Below are 23,394 nucleotides of genomic sequence, written 5' to 3'. Positions count from 1 at the left end.
CCGGCGGGAGGCGCACAGCATCAACACTCGACCGAGCAACTCCGACAGTCTGCCATATGGGGCAGGGGCCTGGCCAATCGAGCCGGAGACAATACCCCCAGGGTGACGCACGTCAAACACATCCTCCCGGAGAACGGTCTCCGCACCTCCCCGCAGCTGACGCCGTAACGGGCTCCCGGCCCGCTGTGGCTTACCCCACCACGATCACACCGGCTCGCCCGACGGCCCGGGGGAAGCCGCGTCGGCCACGGTGGTGGCACCGCCACGCATCCACCGGAGGGACCGATCGTCGTGCGCATCGTCACGGCCGACACCGCAGTCCTGACCCCGGCGGCCGGAGCCGCACCGCGCGGTGAACGAACTGCGGCGTCCCGCAGGGGCGCGGAGAACTGCGCGACCGGCCACGACGCTGCCGTGGACGACCGACGACACCCCGCGGCACTCCCGGCGGAGCGTTAGGCGCCGGCGTTCCGCAGCCGCGCGAACGACGTGTCCAGCCCCCGCTTCAGCTCCCGCGCCGCGGGCCGCTCCACGAAGCGGTGCACGAGCCGGCTCAGGACCAGGAAGCCGGCGATCACGAGGACGACCAGGAGCCGGGCGTCCATGGTGTCGCGGAGCCGGTTGATCAGCGCCGTACCGGCCACGTAGTGGATCAGGTACAGCGGATACGTCAGGCTGCCGGCGGTGACCAGCCACTTCCAGCGGATGCGGTCCGTCGCGCCGAGGGCGATCGCGACCAGAGCGAGCAGGAACACGGTGAAGAGCGCCGCACTCCCCCGCCACCCGGAGACGTGCTCGAAGTCGTCGATCCTGAGCCCCAGCTGCCGCTGTCCCATCAGCCACGCCATCGCGAGGATCCCCCACAGGAGCAGGTCCTGCCCGAAGCGGTGCATCAGGTAGAGGGCGAGGCCCGCGATGAAGAACCAGGCTCCGTCCGGGTTGGCGGCCAGCGTCAGGAGGTGGAACTTCGCCACGGGGGCGAACATCGCGGCCGCACCCCACACGCAGCAGAAGATCACGACCTTCCGGTACGTCAGCCCGGTGGCCACCACGATCACGAAGAGCAGGTAGAAGCGCAGCTCCGACCAGAGCGTCCAGTAGACACCGTCGACGCTCGCCACGCCCGAACCCGACTGCAGCATCGTGAGGTTGAGGAGTACGTCGCGCAGCTTCAGCCGGCCCCAGACCCCCGGCACCGCCAGCACGACGGCCGTGGTGAAGGCGATGGCGAACCAGTACGCCGGGTAGAGCCGGATCACCCGGGAGACGAAGAACTGCCGCGGGGTGCGCCCCCAGCAGGACATGCAGATGACGAAGCCGCTGATCACGAAGAAGACCTCGACGCCGATCCAGCCGTAGGTGGCGAAGTGGAACACCGTCGGCATGATCTCGGAGGCCGGCCGGCCCCAGACGGCGTTGTGCGGCTGGTCGACGCGCCGGCTGCCGACGTAGTGGTGCACGGCGACCATCAGCGCGGCGACGAGGCGGAGGCCGTCGACGGCGTACAGCCGCGGGCGTTCACGGTGCGGGAGCGGAGCCGGCGGACGGCGGACCTCCAGGGTCCGCGGTTGTTGCGCCGGCCGGTCGAGCAACGTGGACACCAAGAACCATCCCCTGTCTGCCTGCTCCGGCCCTTCACGCTAGGGCGTCGCGACCGCTCCACACATGACAGAGCAGGGCATTCAGGGCATCGATGGGGCGAATGCCCCAAGTCTCTACGACGAGTCCCGCGACCCGTCCCGCAAGGTTTGCCGAGACTTCACCGTGCAAACGTCCGCCCCGTTCCGCTCAGGACAAGCGAAAGGGCCCGTACGACCGAAGTCGTACGGGCCCTTCTGGAACTCGCGCTGGAGCTACCGGGTCAGATCGACAAGATTACTTGTTGATCTTGGTGACCTGGCCGGCGCCGACCGTCCGGCCACCCTCACGGATGGCGAACTTCAGGCCCTCTTCCATGGCGACGGGCTGGATGAGCTCAACGGTCATCTCAGTGTTGTCGCCCGGCATGACCATCTCGGTGCCCTCGGGGAGGGTCACGACGCCGGTCACGTCCGTGGTACGGAAGTAGAACTGCGGACGGTAGTTGTTGAAGAACGGCGTGTGACGGCCGCCCTCGTCCTTGGACAGGATGTACGCCTGCGCCTCGAACGAGGTGTGCGGGGTGACCGAGCCGGGCTTGATGATGACCTGGCCGCGCTCGACGTCCTCGCGCTTGATGCCACGAAGCAGCAGACCGACGTTCTCACCGGCCTGGCCCTCGTCGAGCAGCTTGCGGAACATCTCGATGCCGGTGACCGTGGTGGTGGTCTTCTCGGTCTTGATGCCGACGATGTCGACGGTCTCGTTGACCTTGAGGACACCACGCTCGATACGGCCGGTGACGACCGTGCCACGACCGGTGATCGTGAAGACGTCCTCGATCGGCATCAGGAACGGCTTGTCGACGTCACGCTCGGGCTGCGGGATGTTCTCGTCGACGGCCTTCATCAGCTCGAGGACGGTCTTGCCCCACTCGGCGTCACCCTCGAGCGCCTTGAGCGCCGAGACCTTGACGACCGGCAGGTCGTCGCCCGGGAACTCGTACTCGGAGAGCAGCTCACGGACCTCGAGCTCGACGAGCTCCAGGATCTCCTCGTCGTCCACCATGTCGGCCTTGTTCAGGGCGACGACGATGTACGGAACGCCGACCTGGCGGGCCAGGAGCACGTGCTCCTTGGTCTGCGGCATCGGGCCGTCGGTGGCGGCGACAACGAGGATGGCGCCGTCCATCTGCGCCGCACCCGTGATCATGTTCTTGATGTAGTCCGCGTGACCGGGGCAGTCGACGTGGGCGTAGTGACGCGTCTCCGTCTGGTACTCGACGTGCGCGATGGAGATGGTGATACCGCGCTGGCGCTCTTCGGGAGCCTTGTCGATCTGGTCGAAGGCCGAGGCCTCGTTCAGGTCCGGGTACGCGTCGTGCAGCACCTTGGTAATGGCGGCCGTGAGGGTCGTCTTACCGTGGTCGATGTGACCGATGGTGCCGATGTTGACGTGCGGCTTAGTCCGCTCGAACTTCGCCTTCGCCACTGGGGTCCTCCTGTGGAGTGGTTCTGGTACGCCTTACTCATCGGCGCCAGGTGATCTTTGCTGGATGGCCCGGATCCCCGGGGCATTTCCTCCGCTGTTGCGGCGGAATGCCCCGCGAGGCTCCGGAGTCAAGCCTAAGGCGTGTGAACGCGGTGCGTTGAACGCGGTGCGTTACTCGCCCTTGGCCTTCGCGATGATCTCCTCGGCGACGTTCCGGGGAACCTCGGCGTAGGAGTCGAACTGCATGGAGTAGCTGGCCCGGCCGGACGTCTTGCTGCGCAGGTCGCCGACGTAACCGAACATCTCCGAGAGGGGCACGAGGCCCTTCACGACGCGGGCACCGGCCCGCTCCTCCATGGCCTGGATCTGGCCACGGCGGGAGTTGATGTCTCCGATGACCTCACCCATGTAGTCCTCGGGCGTGGTGACCTCGACGGCCATCATCGGCTCGAGCAGCACGGGGCTGGCCTTGCGCGCGGCCTCCTTGAAGGCCTGCGAACCGGCGATCTTGAAGGCCAGCTCGGAGGAGTCGACCTCGTGGTAGCCACCGTCGATCAGCGTCACGCGGACGCCGGTCATCTCGTAGCCCGCGAGGATGCCGAACTGCATGGCCTCCTGCGCACCGGCGTCCACCGACGGGATGTACTCCCGCGGGATACGGCCACCGGTGACCTTGTTGACGAACTCGTACGCCGGACCGTCGGCCTCGGTGATGGGCTCGATCGCGATCTGCACCTTGGCGAACTGACCGGTACCACCGGTCTGCTTCTTGTGGGTGTAGTCCACGCGCTCGACGGCCTTGCGGATCGTCTCACGGTACGCGACCTGCGGCTTACCGACGTTGGCCTCGACGCGGAACTCGCGCTTCATACGGTCGACCAGCACCTCGAGGTGCAGCTCGCCCATACCGCCGAGGATGGTCTGGCCCGTCTCCTCGTCCGAGTGGACGTGGAAGGAGGGGTCCTCCTCCGCGAGACGCTGGATGGCGACACCCAGCTTCTCCTGGTCACCCTTGGACTTGGGCTCGATCGCGACCTGGATGACCGGCGCCGGGAAGTCCATGGACTCCAGGATCACCGGCTGCTTGTCGTCGCACAGCGTCTCACCGGTGGTGGTCTGCTTCAGGCCCATGACGGCGACGATGTCGCCGGCGCCCACCGCCTCGATCTCCTCACGCTTGTTCGCGTGCATACGGTAGATCTTGCCGATGCGCTCCTTCTTGCCCTTGACGGAGTTCAGCACCGCGGTGCCAGTCTCCAGGCGGCCCGAGTAGACCCGGACGAAGGTGAGCTTGCCCAGGTGCGGGTCGCTCATGATCTTGAACGCGAGCGCGGACAGCGGCTCGTCCACGGACGGCTTGCGCTTGACGACGACCTCGGGGTCCTTGACGTCGTGGCCCTCGATGGCCTCGACGTCGAGCGGGGTCGGCAGGTAGCGCACGACCGCGTCGAGCAGGGGCTGGACGCCCTTGTTCTTGAACGCGGTGCCGCAGAACACCGGGGTGACGGTGACGCCGTCGGACTTGCCGGACGCGATGGTGATGCGACGGATCGCGGCGTACAGCTGCTCCTCGGTGGGCTCCTGGCCCTCCAGGAACAGCTCCATGATCTCGTCGTCGTTCTCCGCGACGGCCTCGACCAGCTTGCCGCGGTACTCCTCGGCGGCCTCGGCGTGCGTGGCCGGGATGTCGACGACGTCGTACATCTCGCCCTTGGCGGCCTCGGCGGACCACACGAGCGCCTTCATGCGGACCAGGTCCACAACGCCCTTGAAGTCCATCTCGGCGCCGATCGGCAGCTGCATGATGAGCGGCACCGCACCCAGGCGGTCCGAGATCATGTCCACGCAGCGGTGGAACTCGGCGCCGGTACGGTCCAGCTTGTTCACGAAGCAGATGCGCGGCACGCCGTAACGGTCGGCCTGACGCCACACCGTCTCGGACTGCGGCTCCACACCGGCGACACCGTCGAACACCGTGACGGCACCGTCGAGCACGCGGAGCGAACGCTCCACCTCGACCGTGAAGTCGACGTGCCCCGGGGTGTCGATGATGTTGATCGTGTAGTCGTCGTCCTCGAGCGGCCAGTGACAGGTGGTGGCAGCAGAGGTGATCGTGATGCCACGCTCCTGCTCCTGCTCCATCCAGTCCATGGTGGCAGCGCCGTCGTGGACTTCACCGATCTTGTAGCTGACGCCGGTGTAGAAGAGGATCCGCTCGGTGGTGGTCGTCTTGCCCGCGTCGATATGGGCCATGATCCCGATGTTGCGGACCCTGGCCAGGTCAAGTGAAGTGGTAGCCATAAGGCTTCGGTCTTCTCTCGGTCTCGATGGGGGTAGCGACTACCAGCGGTAGTGCGCGAAGGCCTTGTTGGACTCGGCCATCTTGTGGGTGTCCTCGCGCTTCTTGACGGCCGCACCGAGGCCGTTCGAAGCGTCGAGAAGCTCGTTGAGCAGACGCTCGGTCATGGTCTTCTCGCGACGGGCGCGGGAGTAACCGACCAGCCAGCGCAGCGCGAGCGTGTTGGCGCGACCGGGCTTGACCTCGATCGGAACCTGGTACGTCGCACCACCGACACGGCGGGACTTGACCTCGAGGGTCGGCTTGATGTTCTCCAGCGCGCGCTTCAGCGTGATGACCGGGTCGTTGCTGGTCTTCTCGCGCAGGCCCTCCATGGCGCCGTACACGATGCGCTCGGCGGTGGAGCGCTTGCCGTTCAGCAGCACCTTGTTGATCAGGGAGGTGACAAGAGGAGAACCGTAGACCGGGTCGATGATGACCGGGCGCTTCGGGGCGGGGCCCTTACGAGGCATTTTCTACTTCTCCTTCTTGGCGCCGTAGCGGCTGCGGGCCTGCTTGCGGTTCTTGACACCCTGGGTGTCGAGCGAACCGCGGATGATCTTGTAGCGAACACCGGGCAGGTCCTTCACACGACCGCCACGCACGAGCACGATGGAGTGCTCCTGCAGGTTGTGTCCCTCACCCGGAATGTAAGCGGTGACCTCGATCCCGCTGGTCAGACGCACACGCGCGACCTTACGCAGGGCCGAGTTCGGCTTCTTCGGGGTGGTCGTGAACACACGCGTGCAGACGCCACGACGCTGAGGGGAACCCTCGAGTGCGGGCGTCTTGTTCTTCTCGACCTTGTCCTGCCGGCCCTTACGGACCAGCTGCTGGATCGTAGGCACTACTTCTCCGGTTTCTGTGTGCCGATGTGAAGCTAACCTGGAACGTCGCCGACCCACGCGGTCGGGTGTGTCGAATCGGCGGACTCCCGCCGCGAGGCAAAAGAGCACAGATTACGGTGACCAGTGACGGCTCGCTATGCGGTTGAAGGCACGCACGAGAGCCAGGGCACACCCCAGGCACAAGGTCTGAGCGTACCTACCTCATTCGCTGCGGTCAAAACAACTGGGCCGCGCCCACGGGCCTGCGCAAACCACGCCGAAGCAGTATCCGGCCGACGATCTTCCCGGCCCCGCCGAAGAGGCGGGGACGAACAGGTGGAATACCCGTATCAGACCGCATTAATCACGACTGCAACACATTTTCCCCACATGCAGGCCATATGAGTTGGGGCTGCACGGATCATCGTCGATGTCATCCGGAGGCGAGGGCCACCGCGATCAACAGCGTGAGCACGAGTGCCCAGCCGGCCGTCGACAGCCAGCCGAGCACCAGCCCGGTCAAGGCGAGCCCGTCACCGCCCTCCCCGGTCCGCTCCATCTCGTTGCGCGCCGCGTGCCCCAGGATGACCGCCGGAATCCCGGTGAGCCCCATGGTCGGCAGACAGAGCAGCCCGCACACCGCGGCCCCGATCGCCTTGGCGTTGGTCTGCCGCCGCGGCACGGCCACAAAGGTCTGCGGTACGGCCGCGACGGGCCCCGGCTGAGGTACCGGCCCGTGCGGCAGATCGGCCACCAGCAGGGCCAACTCCCCGACCGTACGAGCCGCATAAGCCTGCGCGACCCGCTTCTCGAACTCGGAGTGCTCCATCCGCCCCTCCCCGTACCCCGCTCTGAGCACGTCCACGGCACGCTCGCGGTCCGCGTGCGAGGCGAGCATGGAAGGGGCGGTCTGCCCCTGCCACGGCTGCGGGACACCCTTGCCTGACTGCCACGGCTGCCATGGCGTCGGATCCGACACAGAGCACCTCCCCGAACCCCCGAGTCCTTCCATGATGCGCCGGACCGGCATTTCCGGCACAGAGGGCGTCGGGGGCGGTGTGGGCCGGCGGTCACCCCCGTTCCGCGCCCTGTCCGCACCGGCCGTAGATCCTTTCGCGTCATTGGCCGGTTCGCGCTCTTTCCGGTCGGGCGGTCTTGCGCTTTCAGTACCTTGATCTGTCCGCTGCGAGGGGAATCGGGGGGCGGCCGTGACGTGGACGGCGGTGTACTCAACAGACGACGGGGGCCTGGACGACCGGGTGCCCTTTCTGGCGCGGCTGGAGAGCGTGGACCGTTCTGCGTTGCTGGCGCTCGGCCGGCAGCTGGACTACACGGCGCGCATGGTCCTCATCCACCAGCACGAGCCGTCCTCGCACGTCCTCTTCCTGGTGCACGGCTGGACCAAGGTCACGGCCTCCGCGGCCAACGGCTACGAGGCGCTGCTCGCACTGCGGGGGCCCGGCGACATCGTCGGCGAGTCCGCGGCGCTCACCGGGCGGCCGCGGTCGGCGACCGTGACCGCGCTGGAGCCGGTGCGGTCCGTGGCCGTGGAGCACGAGCGCTTCAAGGACTTCCTGAGCCGGTCCCCCGCGGTGTCCTTCGCTCTTCTCGGTCTCACCGCGGACCGCACGAGGGCGGCCGACCGGCGGAGGCTGGAGTTCGCGTCGATGAGCGTGCGGGAGCGTTTCGCCGTCCTCCTGCTGGACCTGGCCCGCACCCACGGCCGCCGCACGCAGGAGGGCATCGAACTCGCCGTACCCCTGAGCAAGCAGGAGCTGGCGGGCTCGGTCGGTGCGTCCCGGGAGATGGTGCAGCGCCTGCTGCGGGAACTGCGCGACAAGGAGGCGGTGGTCACGGGCCGCCGTGCGCTGCTGATCCGGCGGCCGGACGTGCTGCGGCGGATCGCGGCGGCGGGGCCCGCGTCGGGCATCCCCTCACCGCAGGGGCCGAGCGAGGAGTGACCTCGTCCTTCCCGGAGGCCGCTGTGTAAATACGGTCACACAACGAGTGGGTCATACGTCCTCACCACCCGGGTCACGCGAGCGCCAGGCTGCTGCCCTGCACCGCACACCCCCCGGAGAGGCGACCATGACCAACCCCGTGAGCCGCACGATCCTGTTGCTGGACATCGAGAGGTACAGCGACCGGGACGACGTGGAGCAGGCGTATCTGCGGCGCATGCTCTACGACATCACCGACCGCACGCTTGCGGCCGCCGGCATTGACGAGACGCTGCGGTTGCGGGCCGACCGCGGGGACTCGGTGATGGAGCTCATCGACGCGAGCGCCCCGGTCACGGCCTTGCTGCGCAGCCTGCTCACCCAGGTGCCGGCGCTGCTGCGGGCGGTCAACAGGATGGCCTCCAGCTCCGCGCAGATCCGGCTGCGCGCCGTCGTCGCCACCGGCTGGGTCGCCGTGGACGAGCACGACGGCTGGGTCGGCTCCGACCTCAACCACGCGTGCCGACTGCTGGACGCCCAGATCCTGCGCGCCGCCCTGCGCGAGCGAACCGACGACTTCGCGCTGTGCGTCTCGGACCCCCTGTACGCCGGGGTCGTACGGCACGACCACATGGGGATCCCGAAGGCGGAGTTCCACGCGGTGACGGTGGACAGCAAGAACGGGCCGCTGAAGGCCTGGCTGCACGGCCCGGTGCCGGGTGGTGCGGCACACGAGGACCACGGTGACACGGGGGCAGGGGAGGCGTCGGGCGGTTCGGGGGACCGCCCGACGCCGCGGGTCCCCCAGCAGGGCGGCCCGGCGCCGGACCGGGGAGCCCCGGCGCCGGGCCCCGTCTTCAACGGTGCCGTCACCATCGGCGGCGGCACGGTGAGCGGCGACCAGAACAACGTCACCGGCAACCAGATCGGCGGCGACTTCACCGTCGGTGGCGGCAACAGGCGCGGGGAGGGCTCGTGAGCACACCCGAGCAGCAGTCCGGCGCGGGGGCGGCCGACCCCTCGCCGGACCAGCGCCCCGCCGACCCCGACGCGAAGGACGAGGCCCGAAGAGAGGGCGCGGACGACGAGTCCGAGGAGCGCGACCAGCCGCAGAAGGCCTGGTCGGCCCGGCGGGACCTGGTCGACCACAGCCCGCGGAGCATGAGCATCGGCGCCCGGGCGCGCTTCGGCGGCGGCACGGTGAGCGGCGACCAGAACAACGTCACCGGCAACCAGGTCAGCGGCGACGTGATCATGGGCACCAAGACGGAGGTCTACCACTTCTCCATACCCGGGTTCGGATCGTCGGCGTCGGCGTCGGGGGAGGTCCCCCGGGCCGCCCTGGACCACCTGGACGAGCACTTCACCGCCGACGAGGAAATCGTGGCGAGCCTGCTCGACCGGCTGCGCCACGACCACGTCCTCGTCCTCTCCGGTGCCCGCTTCACCGGCCGCCGCACGGCCGCGCTGATGCTCCTGCACCGCCTCGGCGTCGCCTCGGTGCGCACCCTGGACCGCGACACGGGCCCGAGCGCCCTCGCCGACCAGGTCGCCGCCGCGCAACCCGACGAGGATCCGTCGCGCGGATACGTCCTGTGCGACCTGGCCACCCGCCGCGACCGCCCGCTGCGCGAGCCGCACCTGCTCGCGGCCCGCGACCGGCTCGGCGAGCACGGGTACCTGATCGTCACCGTCGACGACACCGCCGTACTGGAGGACGTGGCGTTCACCGCGGCCTGGCGCCCGCCCGCCCCCTCCGACGTCCTCGCCGCCCATCTGCGCACCCGCACCGATACCGAGACCGCCGCCAAGCTGCTCCAACTCCCGGACGTCACCGGGTTCCTGGACCGCAGCCACCAGTTGCGCGAGGTCGCCGCCTTCGCCCAGCTGCTCGCCCGGCACGCGGCCGGCGAGGTCGGCGCGGACGCGGTCGCGCAGTTCTCGCTCGTCTCGCTGGAGAACCAGGTCCAGGAGTGGTTCGAGGAGGACGAGGCGTCGATCCACCTGCGGGACAAGGCGTTCCTGGTGGCCCTCGCCGCCTTCGACGGCGGCCCGTACGCGCTCACCGCCGAGGTCAGCGACCTGCTCTACCGCCTCCTCCAGGAGACCTGGAACCGGTCCCAGGTCCCGGAGGTCCCCGTCTTCGGCACGCACATCGGCAAGCGCCTCCAACTGGCCCGTGCGGAGAGGTTCGAGGAGGACGAGCACACCGAGTGGGGGCCGGTCCCCCAGCAGAAGGCCAGGTTCCTCGACGAGCGGGCCTCCCTCGTGCTGCTGCGCGAGGTGTGGCTCGGCCATCCCTCCGCCCGGCCCGCGCTGATCGGCTGGCTGCGCCGGCTCGCCGACGACGGCCGTCCCCTGGTCCGCACCCGCGCCGCGTCCACCGTCGCGGTCCTCGCCCGCACCGACCTGCCCTCGGCGATGGCGCTGGTCATCGAGCCCTGGTGCACCTCGAAGCGGTACCGGCACCGGCTGGTCGCCGTCAACGCGCTCACGCTCGCCCACCTCATCGACACTCCGTACATCCCGCGCATCCTCGACGACTGGTGCGAGGGCGAGGACGCACGGCTGCGCTGGGTTGCCGTACGGGCGTACGGGCTGATCGGTCCGGAGCGGCCTGAGCAGGCCCTCGCCGCGCTGCGCAAGGCCGTACGCAGGTTCTACGAGGACAATCCCGACGACATGGACGGCGAGATGGCAGGCGAACTCGCCGAAGCCGTCGAGCTGTTGCTGCTCTCCCCCGCCGGTGACCGGGTCCTGGCCGGGCTGCGCGAGCACCTCGACGACGATCGCGCCGTGCACGACCTGACGCTCGGCGGCTTCGTGGGCGCCTGCCTCCGCACGCAGGACGACGAGCGGTACGGCACCCCGCTGGTCCTGGACTGGTACGCCCGTACCGCCCACGAGGACGGTGACCCCGCGCACGGCATCCCCACCCTGTGGCGGGCGGCGCTCGCCGACCCGCGGACCACCCAGGACGCGCTCAAGGTCCTGAGCGACTGGGTGCTGATCGCCGACCGCTCCACGGCCACCGAGTGGGCGCTGGCCGCCCTGCTGCCCCGGCTCGTCACCACGCCCGCCGAGCACGACCGGCTGAGCCATCTGCTGCGGACCATGCCCGGCGAGGACGGCAGTGCCCCGCCCAAGGTGGCCGCCCGCCTGCTGGCCGTCCTGCCGAACCGCTGACCTGTCACGTCCCCGAGGAGAAACGCACCATGCCCTCTTTCCACCGCCCGCCCGAGTGGCAGCAGCAGGCGGACCGGCACACCGAACTGGTCGACCCCGTGCTCACCGTGCGCCAGCTGGGCCGCTTCGACCTCAACCTCAAGTCGCTGATCCGCATCGACCACGCCCTGGTCTTCTCCACCCCGAAAGGAGGCTACGACCCGTATCTGCCGCCCCGCCGCCCCACGCGCAGCGAGATAGCGGCGAATCGGTACACGGCCGTGTACGAGGTGGACATGGGCGTGCACCCGTTCTCCGCCGAACTCGCCCTGCCCAGCGACAACGACGCGTTCGAGTTCACGGCCGCGGTCGAACTGTCCTGGCAGGTCCTGGACCCCGCCCGGTTCGTGGCCGGCGGACACCGGGACGTGCCGGGTCTGGTGCTGGGCGAGCTGCAACGGGCGGCCAGGCCGGTGACCCGGCGCTTCGCCATCGCCGACAGCGCGGACGCCGAGCGCGAACTGCTGCGGGCGGTCACCGTGCTGGGGCCGCTCGGGGCGCCGGCGGGGCTGCAGGTGACCTGGACCCTGCGGCTGAGGCGCGACCAGGAGAACATCGACCACCAGCGTCGGCTCCAGGCCATCGACCACTCCGCCACCGAGCAGATCCGTGCGGCCGAGCGGGGCATGGAGATCGACGTCGAAGTCGACCGCCGCAACCGGCAGCAGGACCATCTGCAGATCGGACGGGCCACGGAATACGGCCGTCAGCAGCAGGAGTTGATCCTCCAGCAGCAGCGATGGCAGCACGATCAGGCGATGCTGGCGAGCGGTCAGCAGCACGAACTGGCTCTGCAGCAGGGGGAGCAGATGCTGGAGCTGCAGCGCATCGAGGCGCAGAAGATCGAGTTCTTCCAGTGGCATCTGTCGCAGGGCGGCGTCCAGGCCTGGGCCATGCATCTCGCCCAGCACCCCGAGGACTCCCGGCTGGTGATGACCAGCATGCGCGAGGACCAACTCCGCATGATCCAGGCCCAGATGGACCTTGTGGGCCAACTCCTCAGCGGCGACACGGCCGAGAGCTACGAACTGGAGGGCCCGAAGCAACTCGCCCTGCGCACGGTCAGCGACATCCTGAACCAGCGCCTTCCCGGCGTCCCCCAGACACCGCCGCTGATCGCGCCGCAGGGGGACGGACCGGGGTACCCCGACACTCCGGACCACCAGGGCCCGGGCGGCCGGGCTCCCGCTCAGACGACGCCGGGCACCCAGGCGCCCGGCCCGGGAACCTACGCCCCGCAGCCACCAGCCCCTCCGGGACCCCAGGAACCCCAGGCACCCCCCACGCAGCATCCCGCCGCTGCCGCCCCCGGCACCCCTCTGCCCGACCGGACCTCCTGGGGGCCGTCGACGCCCTACGCTCCCCCGCCCACGCCGTACGCCCCTCCGCTCACGCTCCCCGGTTCCCACCCCGGCGCTCCCGCCCCGCCGGCGGCTCCTGAGCGGACCCCGGCCTGGCAGCCGCCGCCCGGCTACGGCAGCACCCCGACCCAGCCCGCGCAGGCGCCACCGCCCGAGCCCGGCCATCCGTCCGACCAGGCTCCTCAGCCCCACGCGGACGACCCGAACAACTCCCAAGAGGCAAGCAGCACATGACGACCACCGACCCGGCGCCCGCACCCACCGTCGGCACCCCCCGGCCCGTCGGCTCCGCGGAGCGCATACGGCTCTGCGAGCGCCTCCTCACCGAGCTGCGCATCGAGATCGCGCGGGCCGACAGCAAGGCCTCCGTGCTGGTGGCCGCACTCGGCCTGACGGCCGGCGTGTTCAGCGGGCTGCTCGCCGGACGGGGCTGGACCCCGGCAACGCTGTCCGGCGCGGGCACGGCACTGTGGTGGTCCGGGACGCTGTTCCTCGCCGTATCCCTCTTCGCCATGCTGCTGGCCGTACTCCCGCGTTACCGCTCCGGATCGTGGCGGCCGGGGCAGCCGCTGACGTACTTCGGCGACATCCAACAGGCGGTCCGGCAAGGCCACTTGGAGTCCGCTCTCGCCGACACGGAACAGGATCCCGTCGCCGGTCTGACCGTGGCCCTCACCGAGTCCAGCCGCCTCGCCGCCCGCAAGCACCAGTGCATCCGTGCCGGCCTGATCGCCTTCTGCCTCGGCACGGTCCTGCTGCCCGCGTCCCTGCTCATCGGCTGAGCCGCCGCACAGCGTCCCCCACTGAAGCAACCACTAGGAACCGCCGTGACCCAGCAACCTCCGGAGTATCCCCCGTACCCGACGCATGCGTCCCAGCCGTCGTCACCGCCGCAGTACCCGCCACCGGCAGAGCCTCCCCAGTACCCGCAGGCACCCCAGTACCCGCAGGCACCGCAGTACCCCACCGCTCAGACGCCGCCCCCGTACCCGCAGGCCACCCCGCCCCCGCAGTATCCGCAGACACCCCCTGCCGCACCCACTCCACCGCCCACACCATCCATACCGCTCACACCGCCCACACCGCCCGCTCGCTCCACCCACGCGCACCACATCAGCACCGACCACGGCCGCGTCCACATCCGCCGCGATCAGCGCCGCACCGACGCCACCACCGTCGGCAGCCTGCTGCTCCACCTGCCGAACTTCCTGTGCAGCCTGTTCGTCGTCGGCCTCTTCTCGCTCTTCTTCGGCGGGTTCGGCATCGTCGTCATGCTGGCCTGGCTCGCCAGCGGCGCCCTCGTGTTCCACCGCCCCACCGAAAGCGCCATCGCGCGCCGTCTGCTCCGTTTGCGCTACCCCACTCCGCAAGAACAGGCCAAACTCGAACCGGTCTGGCGCGAGGTCACGGCCCGCGCCGGCGTGGAGGGCCGCAACTACGAGCTGTGGGTTGAGGACAGCGACGGCCTGAACGCGGTCGCCGCGGCGGGCCACATCGTCGGCGTCACCCGCTTCGCCATGAACGAGCTGCCCAACGGCGAACTCGCCGCCGTCATGGCGCACGAGCTGGGCCACCACGTCGGCGGCCACGCCTGGTCCGGGCTTCTCGGCTACTGGTACGCGCTGCCCGGCCGGATCGCGTGGCGCGTCCTGAAGGCGTTCTCCGGCTTCGTGTTCAAGGTGTCGAGCGCGTTCGGCTGCATCGGCACCGCCGTGGTGGCACTGGTCATCGGAAGCATCGCCCTGGCGACGATCAGCACGCTGTACGGACTCCCCCTGCTCGTCCTGGCCGTGCCATACGCCCTCGCCGCGGTCGGCCGGCGTTCCGAGCTGCGGGCGGACCAGCATGCGGCCGCGCTGGGCTTCGCCCCGATGCTGGCCGCCGTACTCGACAAACTGCACCGGCAGGAGCAGCACGCCCAGGCCGCGCTCACCGCGGCGAACGGCGGCGTGCAGCTCGAGGAGGGCGCGCTCAGCAAACTGCTCTCCTCACACCCGGACTACCACACCCGCCTGCACCACCTGCAGCCGTATCTGCAACCGCCGAGCTGACGCCCCGCGCACACGCCGAAGGGCGGCCACCCCGTGGGGTGACCGCCCTTCAGTGCTTCAGACCTACGCCTTACTGGTTGTACGGACCGTAGTCGTAGTCCTCCAGCGGCACGGCCTGGCCGGAGCCAGTGCCGAACGGCGAGTAGTCGATGTCGTCGTAGCCGACGGCCGAGTACATCGCGGCCTTGGCCTCCTCGGTCGGCTCGACCCGGATGTTGCGGTAGCGGGACAGGCCCGTACCGGCCGGGATGAGCTTACCGATGATGACGTTCTCCTTGAGGCCGATGAGGCTGTCGGACTTGGCGTTGATCGCCGCGTCCGTCAGAACTCGGGTCGTCTCCTGGAAGGAGGCGGCCGACAGCCAGGACTCCGTCGCCAGCGAGGCCTTGGTGATACCCATCAGCTGCGGACGGCCGGAGGCCGGGTGGCCGCCTTCCTGGACCACACGACGGTTCTCGACCTCGAACTTCGAGCGCTCGACCAGCTCGCCGGGCAGCAGCTCGGCGTCGCCCGACTCGATGATCGTCACACGGCGCAGCATCTGCCGGATGATGATCTCGATGTGCTTGTCGTGGATCGACACACCCTGCGAGTTGTAGACCTTCTGGACCTCGCCGACCAGGTGGACCTGGACGGCACGCTGGCCCAGGATGCGCAGCACGTCGTGCGGGTTGGTGGCACCCACGGTGAGCTTCTGGCCCACCTCGACGTGCTCGCCCTCGCTGACCAGGAGTCGGGCACGCTTCGAGATCGGGAACGCCGTCTCGTCGCTGCCGTCGTCCGGGGTGACGACGAGCTTCTTGGTCTTCTCGGTCTCCTCGATCCGCACGCGGCCGGAGGCCTCGGAGATCGGGGCGACACCCTTGGGCGTACGGGCCTCGAAGAGCTCGACGACACGGGGCAGACCCTGGGTGATGTCGTCACCGGCCACACCACCGGTGTGGAAGGTACGCATCGTCAGCTGGGTACCGGGCTCACCGATGGACTGGGCGGCGATGATGCCGACCGCCTCACCGATGTCGACCAGCTTGCCGGTGGCCAGCGAGCGGCCGTAGCACATGGCGCAGGTGCCGACCTGGGACTCGCAGGTCAGGATCGAACGGGTCTTGACCTCCTCGACACCGTGGTGCACCAACTGGTCGATGAGCACGTCGCCGAGGTCCACGTTGGCCGGCGCGATCACCTTGCCGTCGATGACGACGTCCTCGGCGAGCATGCGGGCGTAGACGCTGGTCTCGACGTCCTCCGCCTTGACCAGCACACCCGCGGCGTTCTTCGAGGCGATCCGCAGCTTCAGACCGCGCTCGGTGCCGCAGTCCTCCTCGCGGATGATGACGTCCTGCGAGACGTCCACCAGACGACGGGTCAGGTAACCCGAGTCGGCGGTACGCAGGGCGGTGTCCGCCAGACCCTTACGGGCACCGTGCGTGGAGATGAAGTACTCCAGCACGGACAGGCCCTCACGGAAGGACGCCTTGATCGGACGCGGGATGGTCTCGTTCTTCGCGTTCGACACCAGACCACGCATACCGGCGATCTGCCGCATCTGCATCATGTTTCCTCGGGCACCCGAGTCAACCATCATGAAGATGGGGTTCGTCTTGGGGAAGTTCGCGTTCATCGCCTCGGCGACCTCGTTGGTCGCCTTGGTCCAGATCGCGATGAGCTCCTGAGTGCGCTCTTCCTTGGTGATCAGACCGCGCTCGTACTGCTTCTGGACCTTCTCGTCCTGCGCCTCGTAGCCCGCGACGATGGCCTTCTTGGCCTCGGGGACGACGACGTCGGAGATGGCCACGGTGACACCGGAGCGGGTGCCCCAGTAGAAGCCGGCCGCCTTCAGGTTGTCGAGCGTCGCCGCCACGATGACCTTGGGGTAGCGCTCCGCCAGGTCGTTGACGATCTCGCCGAGCTGCTTCTTGCCCACCGAGTAGTCGACGAACGGGTAGTCCTCGGGCAGCAGTTCGTTGAAGAGCGCGCGGCCCAGGGTGGTGCGCAGGCGGAACGTGTCCCCCTGCTGCCACTCCGGCTCGCCCTCCTCCTGCGCCGGGGGCATCCAGCCGCGCGGCGGGAAGGTGCCCACCGGGAAGCGGATGTCCACGGCCGACTGCAGCGCGAGCTCGCCGGCGTCGAACGCCATGGTCGCCTCGGCCGTGGAGCCGAACGCGCGGCCCTCGCCCTTGGTGTCGCGCAGCTCGCCGTCGGTGGTGAGGAAGAACAGACCGAGGACCATGTCCTGGGTCGGCATCGTCACCGGACGACCGTCGGCGGGCTTGAGGATGTTGTTCGAGGACAGCATCAGGATGCGGGCCTCGGCCTGCGCCTCCGCGGAGAGCGGCAGGTGGACGGCCATCTGGTCACCGTCGAAGTCCGCGTTGAACGCGGTGCAGACGAGCGGGTGGATCTGGATGGCCTTGCCCTCGACCAGCTGCGGCTCGAAGGCCTGGATGCCGAGGCGGTGCAGGGTGGGAGCACGGTTCAGCAGAACCGGGTGCTCGGCGATGACCTCTTCGAGGACGTCGTACACGACCGTGCGGCCGCGCTCCACCATGCGCTTGGCGCTCTTGATGTTCTGCGCGTGGTTCAGGTCGACCAGGCGCTTCATCACGAACGGCTTGAAGAGCTCCAGCGCCATCGCCTTCGGCAGACCGCACTGGTGCAGCTTCAGCTGCGGACCGACGACGATCACGGAACGCGCGGAGTAGTCCACACGCTTGCCGAGCAGGTTCTGACGGAATCGACCCTGCTTGCCCTTCAGCATGTCGCTGAGGGACTTCAGCGGGCGGTTACCGGGACCGGTGACCGGACGGCCACGACGACCGTTGTCGAACAGCGCGTCGACGGCCTCCTGGAGCATGCGCTTCTCGTTGTTCACGATGATCTCGGGCGCACCGAGGTCGAGAAGGCGCTTCAGTCGGTTGTTGCGGTTGATCACACGGCGGTACAGGTCGTTCAGGTCGGAGGTCGCGAAGCGGCCACCGTCCAGCTGCACCATCGGGCGAAGGTCCGGCGGGATGACCGGGACGCAGTCGAGGACCATGCCCTTGGGGCTGTTGGAGGTCTGCAGGAAGGCAGACACGACCTTCAGCCGCTTCAGCGCACGGGTCTTCTTCTGGCCCTTGCCGGTACGGATGATCTCGCGGAGACGCTCGGCCTCCTCCTCGAGGTCGAAGGACTCCAGGCGCTTCTGCAGCGCCGCGGCACCCATCGAACCGTCGAAGTACGTGCCGAAGCGGTCACGCAGCTCGCGGTAGAGCAGCTCGTCACCTTCGAGGTCCTGGACCTTGAGGTTCTTGAACCGGGTCCACACCTCGTCGAGACGGTCGATCTCGCGCTGCGCACGGTCGCGCAGCTGCTTCATCTCACGCTCGGCACCCTCGCGCACCTTGCGGCGCACGTCGGCCTTGGCACCCTCGGCCTCGAGCTCGGCCAGGTCGGACTCGAGCTTCTTGGCGCGGGTCTCCAGGTCGGCGTCCCGGCGGTTCTCGACCTGCTGACGCTCCACGGAGACGTGCGCCTCCAGGGAGGGCAGGTCGCGGGTACGACGCTCATCGTCGACGTACGTGATCATGTACGCCGCGAAGTAGATGACCTTCTCGAGGTCCTTGGGCGCCAGGTCCAGCAGGTAGCCGAGGCGCGAAGGAACACCCTTGAAGTACCAGATGTGCGTGACGGGGGCGGCCAGCTCGATGTGGCCCATCCGCTCACGACGCACCTTGGCGCGAGTGACCTCGACGCCGCAGCGCTCACAGATGATGCCCTTGAACCGGACACGCTTGTACTTGCCGCAGTAGCACTCCCAGTCCCGGGTCGGACCGAAGATCTTCTCGCAGAAGAGTCCGTCCTTTTCGGGCTTGAGCGTGCGGTAGTTGATCGTCTCGGGCTTCTTGACCTCGCCGTGGCTCCACTGACGGATGTCGTCAGCGGTGGCCAGACCGATCCGGAGCTCGTCGAAGAAGTTGACGTCGAGCACTATGCGTCAATCCCTCTCAGGGTTGTAAGTCTGTGGGGTCTGATACGGGGGTCCAGGGGCCGGCCGGAGTTCCTCACCAGGTCCTCCGGCCGGACTCCCGTCAGACCTCTTCGACGCTGCTCGGCTCGCGCCGGGACAGGTCGATGCCGAGCTCCTCCGCAGCGCGGAAGACATCCTCGTCGGTGTCACGCATTTCGATGGACATACCGTCGCTGGACAGCACCTCCACGTTCAGGCAGAGCGACTGCATCTCCTTGATGAGCACCTTGAAGGACTCGGGGATGCCGGGCTCGGGGATGTTCTCGCCCTTGACGATGGCCTCGTAGACCTTCACGCGGCCGGTGACGTCGTCGGACTTGATGGTCAGCAGCTCCTGGAGGGCGTATGCGGCGCCGTATGCCTCCAGCGCCCACACCTCCATCTCGCCGAACCGCTGGCCACCGAACTGGGCCTTACCACCCAGCGGCTGCTGGGTGATCATCGAGTACGGACCGGTCGAGCGGGCGTGCAGCTTGTCGTCGACCAGGTGGTGGAGCTTCAGGATGTACATGTAGCCGACCGAGATCGGCTCCGGGAACGGCTCGCCGGAGCGGCCGTCGAACAGCGGCGCCTTACCGGTCGGGAGCACCATGCGCTCTCCGTCGCGGTTCGGGATCGTGTGGTTCAGCAGACCGGCCAGCTCGTCCTCACGCGCACCGTCGAAGACGGGGGTGGCGACGTTCGTGCCGGGCTCGACCTTGTCGGCCGCGATGGCCTGGAGGCGCTGCGCCCAGTCGTCCGCGAGGCCGGAGACGTCCCAGCCGCGGCTGGCGAGCCAGCCGAGGTGGATCTCCAGGACCTGTCCCGGGTTCATTCGGGACGGCACGCCGAGCGGGTTGAGGATGATGTCGACCGGGGTGCCGTCCTCCAGGAACGGCATGTCCTCGATCGGCAGGATCTTCGAGATGACACCCTTGTTGCCGTGTCGGCCGGCGAGCTTGTCACCGTCGGTGATCTTGCGCTTCTGCGCCACGTACACGCGCACCAGCTGGTTCACACCGGGGGGAAGCTCGTCGCCCTCCTCGCGGTCGAAGACGCGGACGCCGATGACCTTGCCGATCTCGCCGTGCGGCACCTTCAGCGAGGTGTCACGGACCTCACGGGCCTTCTCACCGAAGATCGCGCGCAGCAGGCGCTCCTCCGGGGTCAGCTCGGTCTCACCCTTGGGCGTGACCTTGCCGACGAGGATGTCGCCGGCGACGACCTCGGCACCGATACGGATGATGCCGCGCTCGTCGAGGTCGGCGAGGACCTCCTCGGAGACGTTCGGGATGTCCCGGGTGATCTCCTCCGGGCCGAGCTTGGTGTCACGGGCGTCGACCTCGTGCTCCTCGATGTGGATCGAGGAGAGGACGTCGTCCTGCACGAGGCGCTGCGACAGGATGATCGCGTCCTCGTAGTTGTGACCCTCCCACGGCATGAACGCCACGAGCAGGTTCTTGCCGAGAGCCATCTCGCCGTTCTCGGTGGCCGGACCGTCGGCGAGCACCTGGCCCGTGATGATCCGGTCGCCCTCGTTGACGATGACCTTCTGGTTGACCGAGGTGCCCTGGTTGGACCGGGAGAACTTGGCCAGGCGGTACGTGATGTACGTGCCGTCGTCGTTGGCGGTGGTGATGTAGTCCGCGGAGACCTCCTGGACCACACCGTCCTTCTCGGCCTTGACCACGTCACCGGCGTCGACGGCGGAGCGGTACTCCATGCCGGTGCCGACGAGCGGGGCCTCGGACTTGATGAGCGGCACGGCCTGACGCATCATGTTCGCGCCCATGAGGGCACGGTTGGCGTCGTCGTGCTCGAGGAACGGGATCATGGCGGTCGCGACCGACACCATCTGGCGCGGCGAGACGTCCATGTAGTCCACGTCGTCACCGGCGACGTAGTCGACCTCGCCGCCACGGCGGCGGACCAGGACGCGGTTCTCGGTGAAACGCAGGTCGTCGTCGAGCGTGGCGTTGGCCTGCGCGATGACGAACCGGTCCTCTTCGTCGGCCGTCAGGTAGTCGACCTCGTCGGTGACGACACCGTCGGTGACCCGGCGGTAGGGCGTCTCCACGAAACCGAACGCGTTGACACGGCCGTAGGAGGCGAGCGAGCCGATCAGACCGATGTTCGGGCCTTCGGGGGTCTCGATCGGACACATGCGGCCGTAGTGGGACGGGTGCACGTCACGGACCTCGAAGCCGGCCCGCTCACGGGAGAGACCACCCGGGCCGAGCGCCGACAGACGGCGCTTGTGGGTGAGACCCGACAGCGGGTTGTTCTGGTCCATGAACTGCGACAGCTGGCTGGTGCCGAAGAACTCCTTGATGGAGGCGACGACCGGCCGGATGTTGATCAGGGTCTGCGGCGTGATCGCCTCGACGTCCTGAGTCGTCATGCGCTCACGGACGACGCGCTCCATACGAGCCAGACCCGTACGGACCTGGTTCTGGATGAGCTCGCCGACGCTGCGCAGACGACGGTTGCCGAAGTGGTCGATGTCGTCGGTCTCGACAACGATCGTCTGACCGTTGTCCGCCGCCGTCTCGGTCTCGCCGGCGTGCAGCTTCACCAGGTACTTGATCGTCGAGATGACGTCCTCGACGGTCAGGATGCCCGCGTCGAGCGGGGCCTCCGCACCCAGCTTCTTGTTGACCTTGTAGCGGCCGACCTTGGCGAGGTCGTAGCGCTTCGGGTTGAAGTACAGGTTCTCCAGAAGCGTCTGCGCGGCCTCACGCGTGGGCGGCTCGCCCGGACGCAGCTTGCGGTAGATGTCGAGCAATGCGTCGTCCTGGCCCTGGGTGTGGTCCTTCTCCAGGGTGGCGCGCATGGACTCGTACTCGCCGAACTCCTCCAGGATCTGCTCGGTCGTCCAGCCGAGAGCCTTGAGCAGAACGGTCACGGACTGCTTGCGCTTGCGGTCGATGCGGACACCGACCATGTCGCGCTTGTCGATCTCCATCTCCAGCCAGGCACCCCGGGAGGGGATGATCTTGGCCGAGAAGATGTCCTTGTCGGACGTCTTGTCGATCGAGGAGTCGAAGTAGACGCCCGGCGAGCGGACCAGCTGCGACACGACGACACGCTCGGTGCCGTTGATGACGAAGGTGCCCTTGTGGGTCATGAGCGGGAAATCGCCCATGAAGACCGTCTGGGACTTGATCTCGCCGGTTTCGTTGTTGGTGAACTCAGCCGTCACGAAGAGCGGAGCGGCGTACGTGAAGTCGCGCTCCTTGCACTCGTCGATGCTGTTCTTCGGCGGCTCGAAACGGTGGTCGCGGAACGTCAGCGACATCGACCCGGAGAAGTCCTCGATCGGAGAGATCTCCTCGAAGATCTCCTCCAGACCGGACTTGGTGGGGACGTCCTGACCGGACTCGAGAGCCGCCTCGACCCGACTCTGCCAGGCGGTGTTCCCGAGCAGCCAGTCAAAGCTCTCGGTCTGCAGCGCGAGCAGGTTGGGAACCTCGAGGGGCTCCTTGATCTTTGCAAAGGAGATGCGCAGCGGGGCGGTGCTGGCGCCGTTGTTCGTATTCGCGGTCGAGGCAGTGCGCGAGGCGGCCAAGAGGGGGTCCTTCCGAGGGCTCGGACTCACTACGCGCGTACCGGCCCCTCTCATGCACACAGAGACAGCACTCCCCGATTTGGCCGAAAGGCCAGGTCGGGGACGTTCTGATCGTCGGTGCTCAAGCGAGGGCATGCCCCTGGTGACGGGCAGGGGACAGCTAACAGGCAGCGCAAAGGGTCAGTGTAGCCACTCGGCACACTGATGTCCAGCCCCGATTTTTTGAGACCGTCGTTGTCTCCACACCTGCTGCAAGCCCACGCCCTCAATGCACGTTGATACTGCCCTCTTCGCCGTCGATCCATGCCTCGGATTCGGATCCTTGTGACGACGCGTCCTGAGAATTGCGCGCTGCGTGCGGTTCGTCAAGGCCCCGCTTGCCCAAACCGGGTGCTGCCATCGTCACTTGCAGCCTGCACCGGGGCCTCTCGGAGGCACAACGAAGATCACCATACTCTCCGCGGACCCGGTGCAAGGCAGCCGCCACACGGTCTCCCGGAACGCCGAAGAGCGACCACCCGGATGGATGATCGCTCTTCAGTGCGTCAGCGTTACAGCCCTCTGCGAGGAGCCGTGTCAGCCGGCAAGGGAGCCCCCTGCGGGACTCCGTGGGGTCACTTGACCTCGACGGAGGCGCCGGCGCCCTTGAGGGACTCGGCGGCCTTCTCGGCGGCGTCCTTGGCGACCTTCTCGAGAACGGGCTTCGGGGCGCCGTCCACGAGGTCCTTGGCCTCCTTGAGACCCAGGGAGGTCAGCTCACGCACGACCTTGATGACCTGGATCTTCTTCTCGCCGGCACCCGTGAGGATGACGTCGAACTCGTCCTGCTCCTCGACGGCCTCGGCGGCGGCGGCCGGACCGGCCGGACCGGCGACGGCAACCGCGGCGGCGGCGGTGACGTCGAACTTCTCCTCGAACGCCTTCACGAACTCGGAGAGCTGGATGAGGGTCATGCCCTCGAACTCGGCGAGCAGTTCGTCCTGGGTGAGAGCCACGATGGCTTTCCTTCCACTAATTTCGGCTGGTG

15 protein-coding genes are annotated in these 23,394 nt (G+C 68.2%); 6 read left to right on the top strand and 9 right to left on the bottom strand.

Annotated features, from left to right (window positions below):
* Window positions 1-455: 455 nt before the first annotated feature.
* The 6 genes from ACYUED_RS27020 to ACYUED_RS26995 form a co-directional block, all read right to left on the bottom strand.
* On the bottom strand, window positions 456-1,601 hold the full coding sequence (locus tag ACYUED_RS27020) for an acyltransferase family protein (RefSeq protein ID WP_491285870.1): 1,146 nt from the start codon (window positions 1,599-1,601) through the stop codon (window positions 456-458).
* Between the two features lie 274 nt (window positions 1,602-1,875).
* Window positions 1,876-3,069, bottom strand: coding sequence for an elongation factor Tu (gene tuf / locus ACYUED_RS27015; protein ID WP_266519651.1), 1,194 nt, complete (start codon window positions 3,067-3,069; stop codon window positions 1,876-1,878).
* Window positions 3,070-3,240: 171 nt separating this feature from the next.
* On the bottom strand, window positions 3,241-5,370 hold the full coding sequence (gene fusA, locus ACYUED_RS27010) for an elongation factor G (RefSeq protein WP_266519649.1): 2,130 nt from the start codon (window positions 5,368-5,370) through the stop codon (window positions 3,241-3,243).
* 39 nt (window positions 5,371-5,409) lie between these two features.
* A complete protein-coding gene (gene rpsG, locus ACYUED_RS27005) occupies window positions 5,410-5,880 on the bottom strand; it encodes a 30S ribosomal protein S7 (RefSeq protein ID WP_005481264.1) in 471 nt (156 codons plus the stop codon).
* Between the two features lie 3 nt (window positions 5,881-5,883).
* Entirely contained in the window at window positions 5,884-6,255 is a 372-nt protein-coding gene (gene rpsL, locus ACYUED_RS27000) for a 30S ribosomal protein S12 (RefSeq protein ID WP_003948652.1), read from the bottom strand.
* 412 nt (window positions 6,256-6,667) lie between these two features.
* Window positions 6,668-7,213 (bottom strand): DUF1707 and DUF4190 domain-containing protein, encoded by a 546-nt coding sequence (locus ACYUED_RS26995; RefSeq protein WP_491285835.1) that lies wholly within the window; start codon window positions 7,211-7,213, stop codon window positions 6,668-6,670.
* 229 nt (window positions 7,214-7,442) lie between these two features.
* Here ACYUED_RS26995 and ACYUED_RS26990 point away from each other — a divergent pair, with 229 nt between their 5' ends.
* The 6 genes from ACYUED_RS26990 (at window position 7,443) to ACYUED_RS26965 (ending at window position 14,811) form a co-directional block, all read left to right on the top strand.
* Window positions 7,443-8,195, top strand: coding sequence for a Crp/Fnr family transcriptional regulator (locus tag ACYUED_RS26990; protein WP_491285833.1), 753 nt, complete (start codon window positions 7,443-7,445; stop codon window positions 8,193-8,195).
* A gap of 127 nt (window positions 8,196-8,322) precedes the next feature.
* Complete coding sequence (locus tag ACYUED_RS26985; RefSeq protein ID WP_491285832.1) at window positions 8,323-9,153, top strand: hypothetical protein; 831 nt, start codon at window positions 8,323-8,325, stop codon at window positions 9,151-9,153.
* On the top strand, window positions 9,150-11,360 hold the full coding sequence (locus ACYUED_RS26980; protein ID WP_491285830.1) for a hypothetical protein: 2,211 nt from the start codon (window positions 9,150-9,152) through the stop codon (window positions 11,358-11,360). Before ACYUED_RS26985 ends, ACYUED_RS26980 begins: the two co-directional genes overlap by 4 nt.
* A gap of 29 nt (window positions 11,361-11,389) precedes the next feature.
* Window positions 11,390-12,994 (top strand): hypothetical protein, encoded by a 1,605-nt coding sequence (locus ACYUED_RS26975; RefSeq protein WP_491285829.1) that lies wholly within the window; start codon window positions 11,390-11,392, stop codon window positions 12,992-12,994.
* On the top strand, window positions 12,991-13,542 hold the full coding sequence (locus ACYUED_RS26970) for a Pycsar system effector family protein (RefSeq protein WP_491285827.1): 552 nt from the start codon (window positions 12,991-12,993) through the stop codon (window positions 13,540-13,542). Before ACYUED_RS26975 ends, ACYUED_RS26970 begins: the two co-directional genes overlap by 4 nt.
* A gap of 45 nt (window positions 13,543-13,587) precedes the next feature.
* Window positions 13,588-14,811: a M48 family metalloprotease gene (locus tag ACYUED_RS26965; RefSeq protein WP_491285825.1), complete on the top strand. Its 1,224-nt coding sequence runs from the start codon at window positions 13,588-13,590 to the stop codon at window positions 14,809-14,811.
* A 70-nt stretch (window positions 14,812-14,881) separates the two neighbouring features.
* On the opposite strand, the gene ACYUED_RS26960 is transcribed toward ACYUED_RS26965, so the two are convergent.
* From ACYUED_RS26960 to rplL, 3 genes are all read right to left on the bottom strand, one after another.
* The gene (locus ACYUED_RS26960; RefSeq protein ID WP_491285823.1) at window positions 14,882-18,781 is read right to left on the bottom strand and encodes a DNA-directed RNA polymerase subunit beta'; all 3,900 of its coding nucleotides are present in this window, start codon (window positions 18,779-18,781) and stop codon (window positions 14,882-14,884) included.
* Between the two features lie 100 nt (window positions 18,782-18,881).
* Window positions 18,882-22,367 (bottom strand): DNA-directed RNA polymerase subunit beta, encoded by a 3,486-nt coding sequence (gene rpoB, locus ACYUED_RS26955; RefSeq protein ID WP_491285821.1) that lies wholly within the window; start codon window positions 22,365-22,367, stop codon window positions 18,882-18,884.
* Between the two features lie 614 nt (window positions 22,368-22,981).
* Complete coding sequence (gene rplL, locus ACYUED_RS26950) at window positions 22,982-23,365, bottom strand: 50S ribosomal protein L7/L12 (RefSeq protein ID WP_491294448.1); 384 nt, start codon at window positions 23,363-23,365, stop codon at window positions 22,982-22,984.
* Between the last annotated feature and the right edge of the window lie 29 nt (window positions 23,366-23,394).

Source organism: Streptomyces sp. DF42 (assembly GCF_058267695.1).
This window is presented reverse-complemented; position numbering and strand designations above follow the sequence as displayed.

Bases quoted from the DNA above. Each gene is read 5' to 3' on its own strand.
- ACYUED_RS26970 (WP_491285827.1), top strand. From the start codon at position 12,991: ATGACGACCACCGACCCGGCGCCCGCACCCACCGTCGGCACCCCCCGG.
- fusA (WP_266519649.1), bottom strand. From the start codon at position 5,370: ATGGCTACCACTTCACTTGACCTGGCCAGGGTCCGCAACATCGGGATC.
- rpsG (WP_005481264.1), bottom strand. From the start codon at position 5,880: ATGCCTCGTAAGGGCCCCGCCCCGAAGCGCCCGGTCATCATCGACCCG.
- ACYUED_RS26975 (WP_491285829.1), top strand. From the start codon at position 11,390: ATGCCCTCTTTCCACCGCCCGCCCGAGTGGCAGCAGCAGGCGGACCGG.
- ACYUED_RS26985 (WP_491285832.1), top strand. From the start codon at position 8,323: ATGACCAACCCCGTGAGCCGCACGATCCTGTTGCTGGACATCGAGAGG.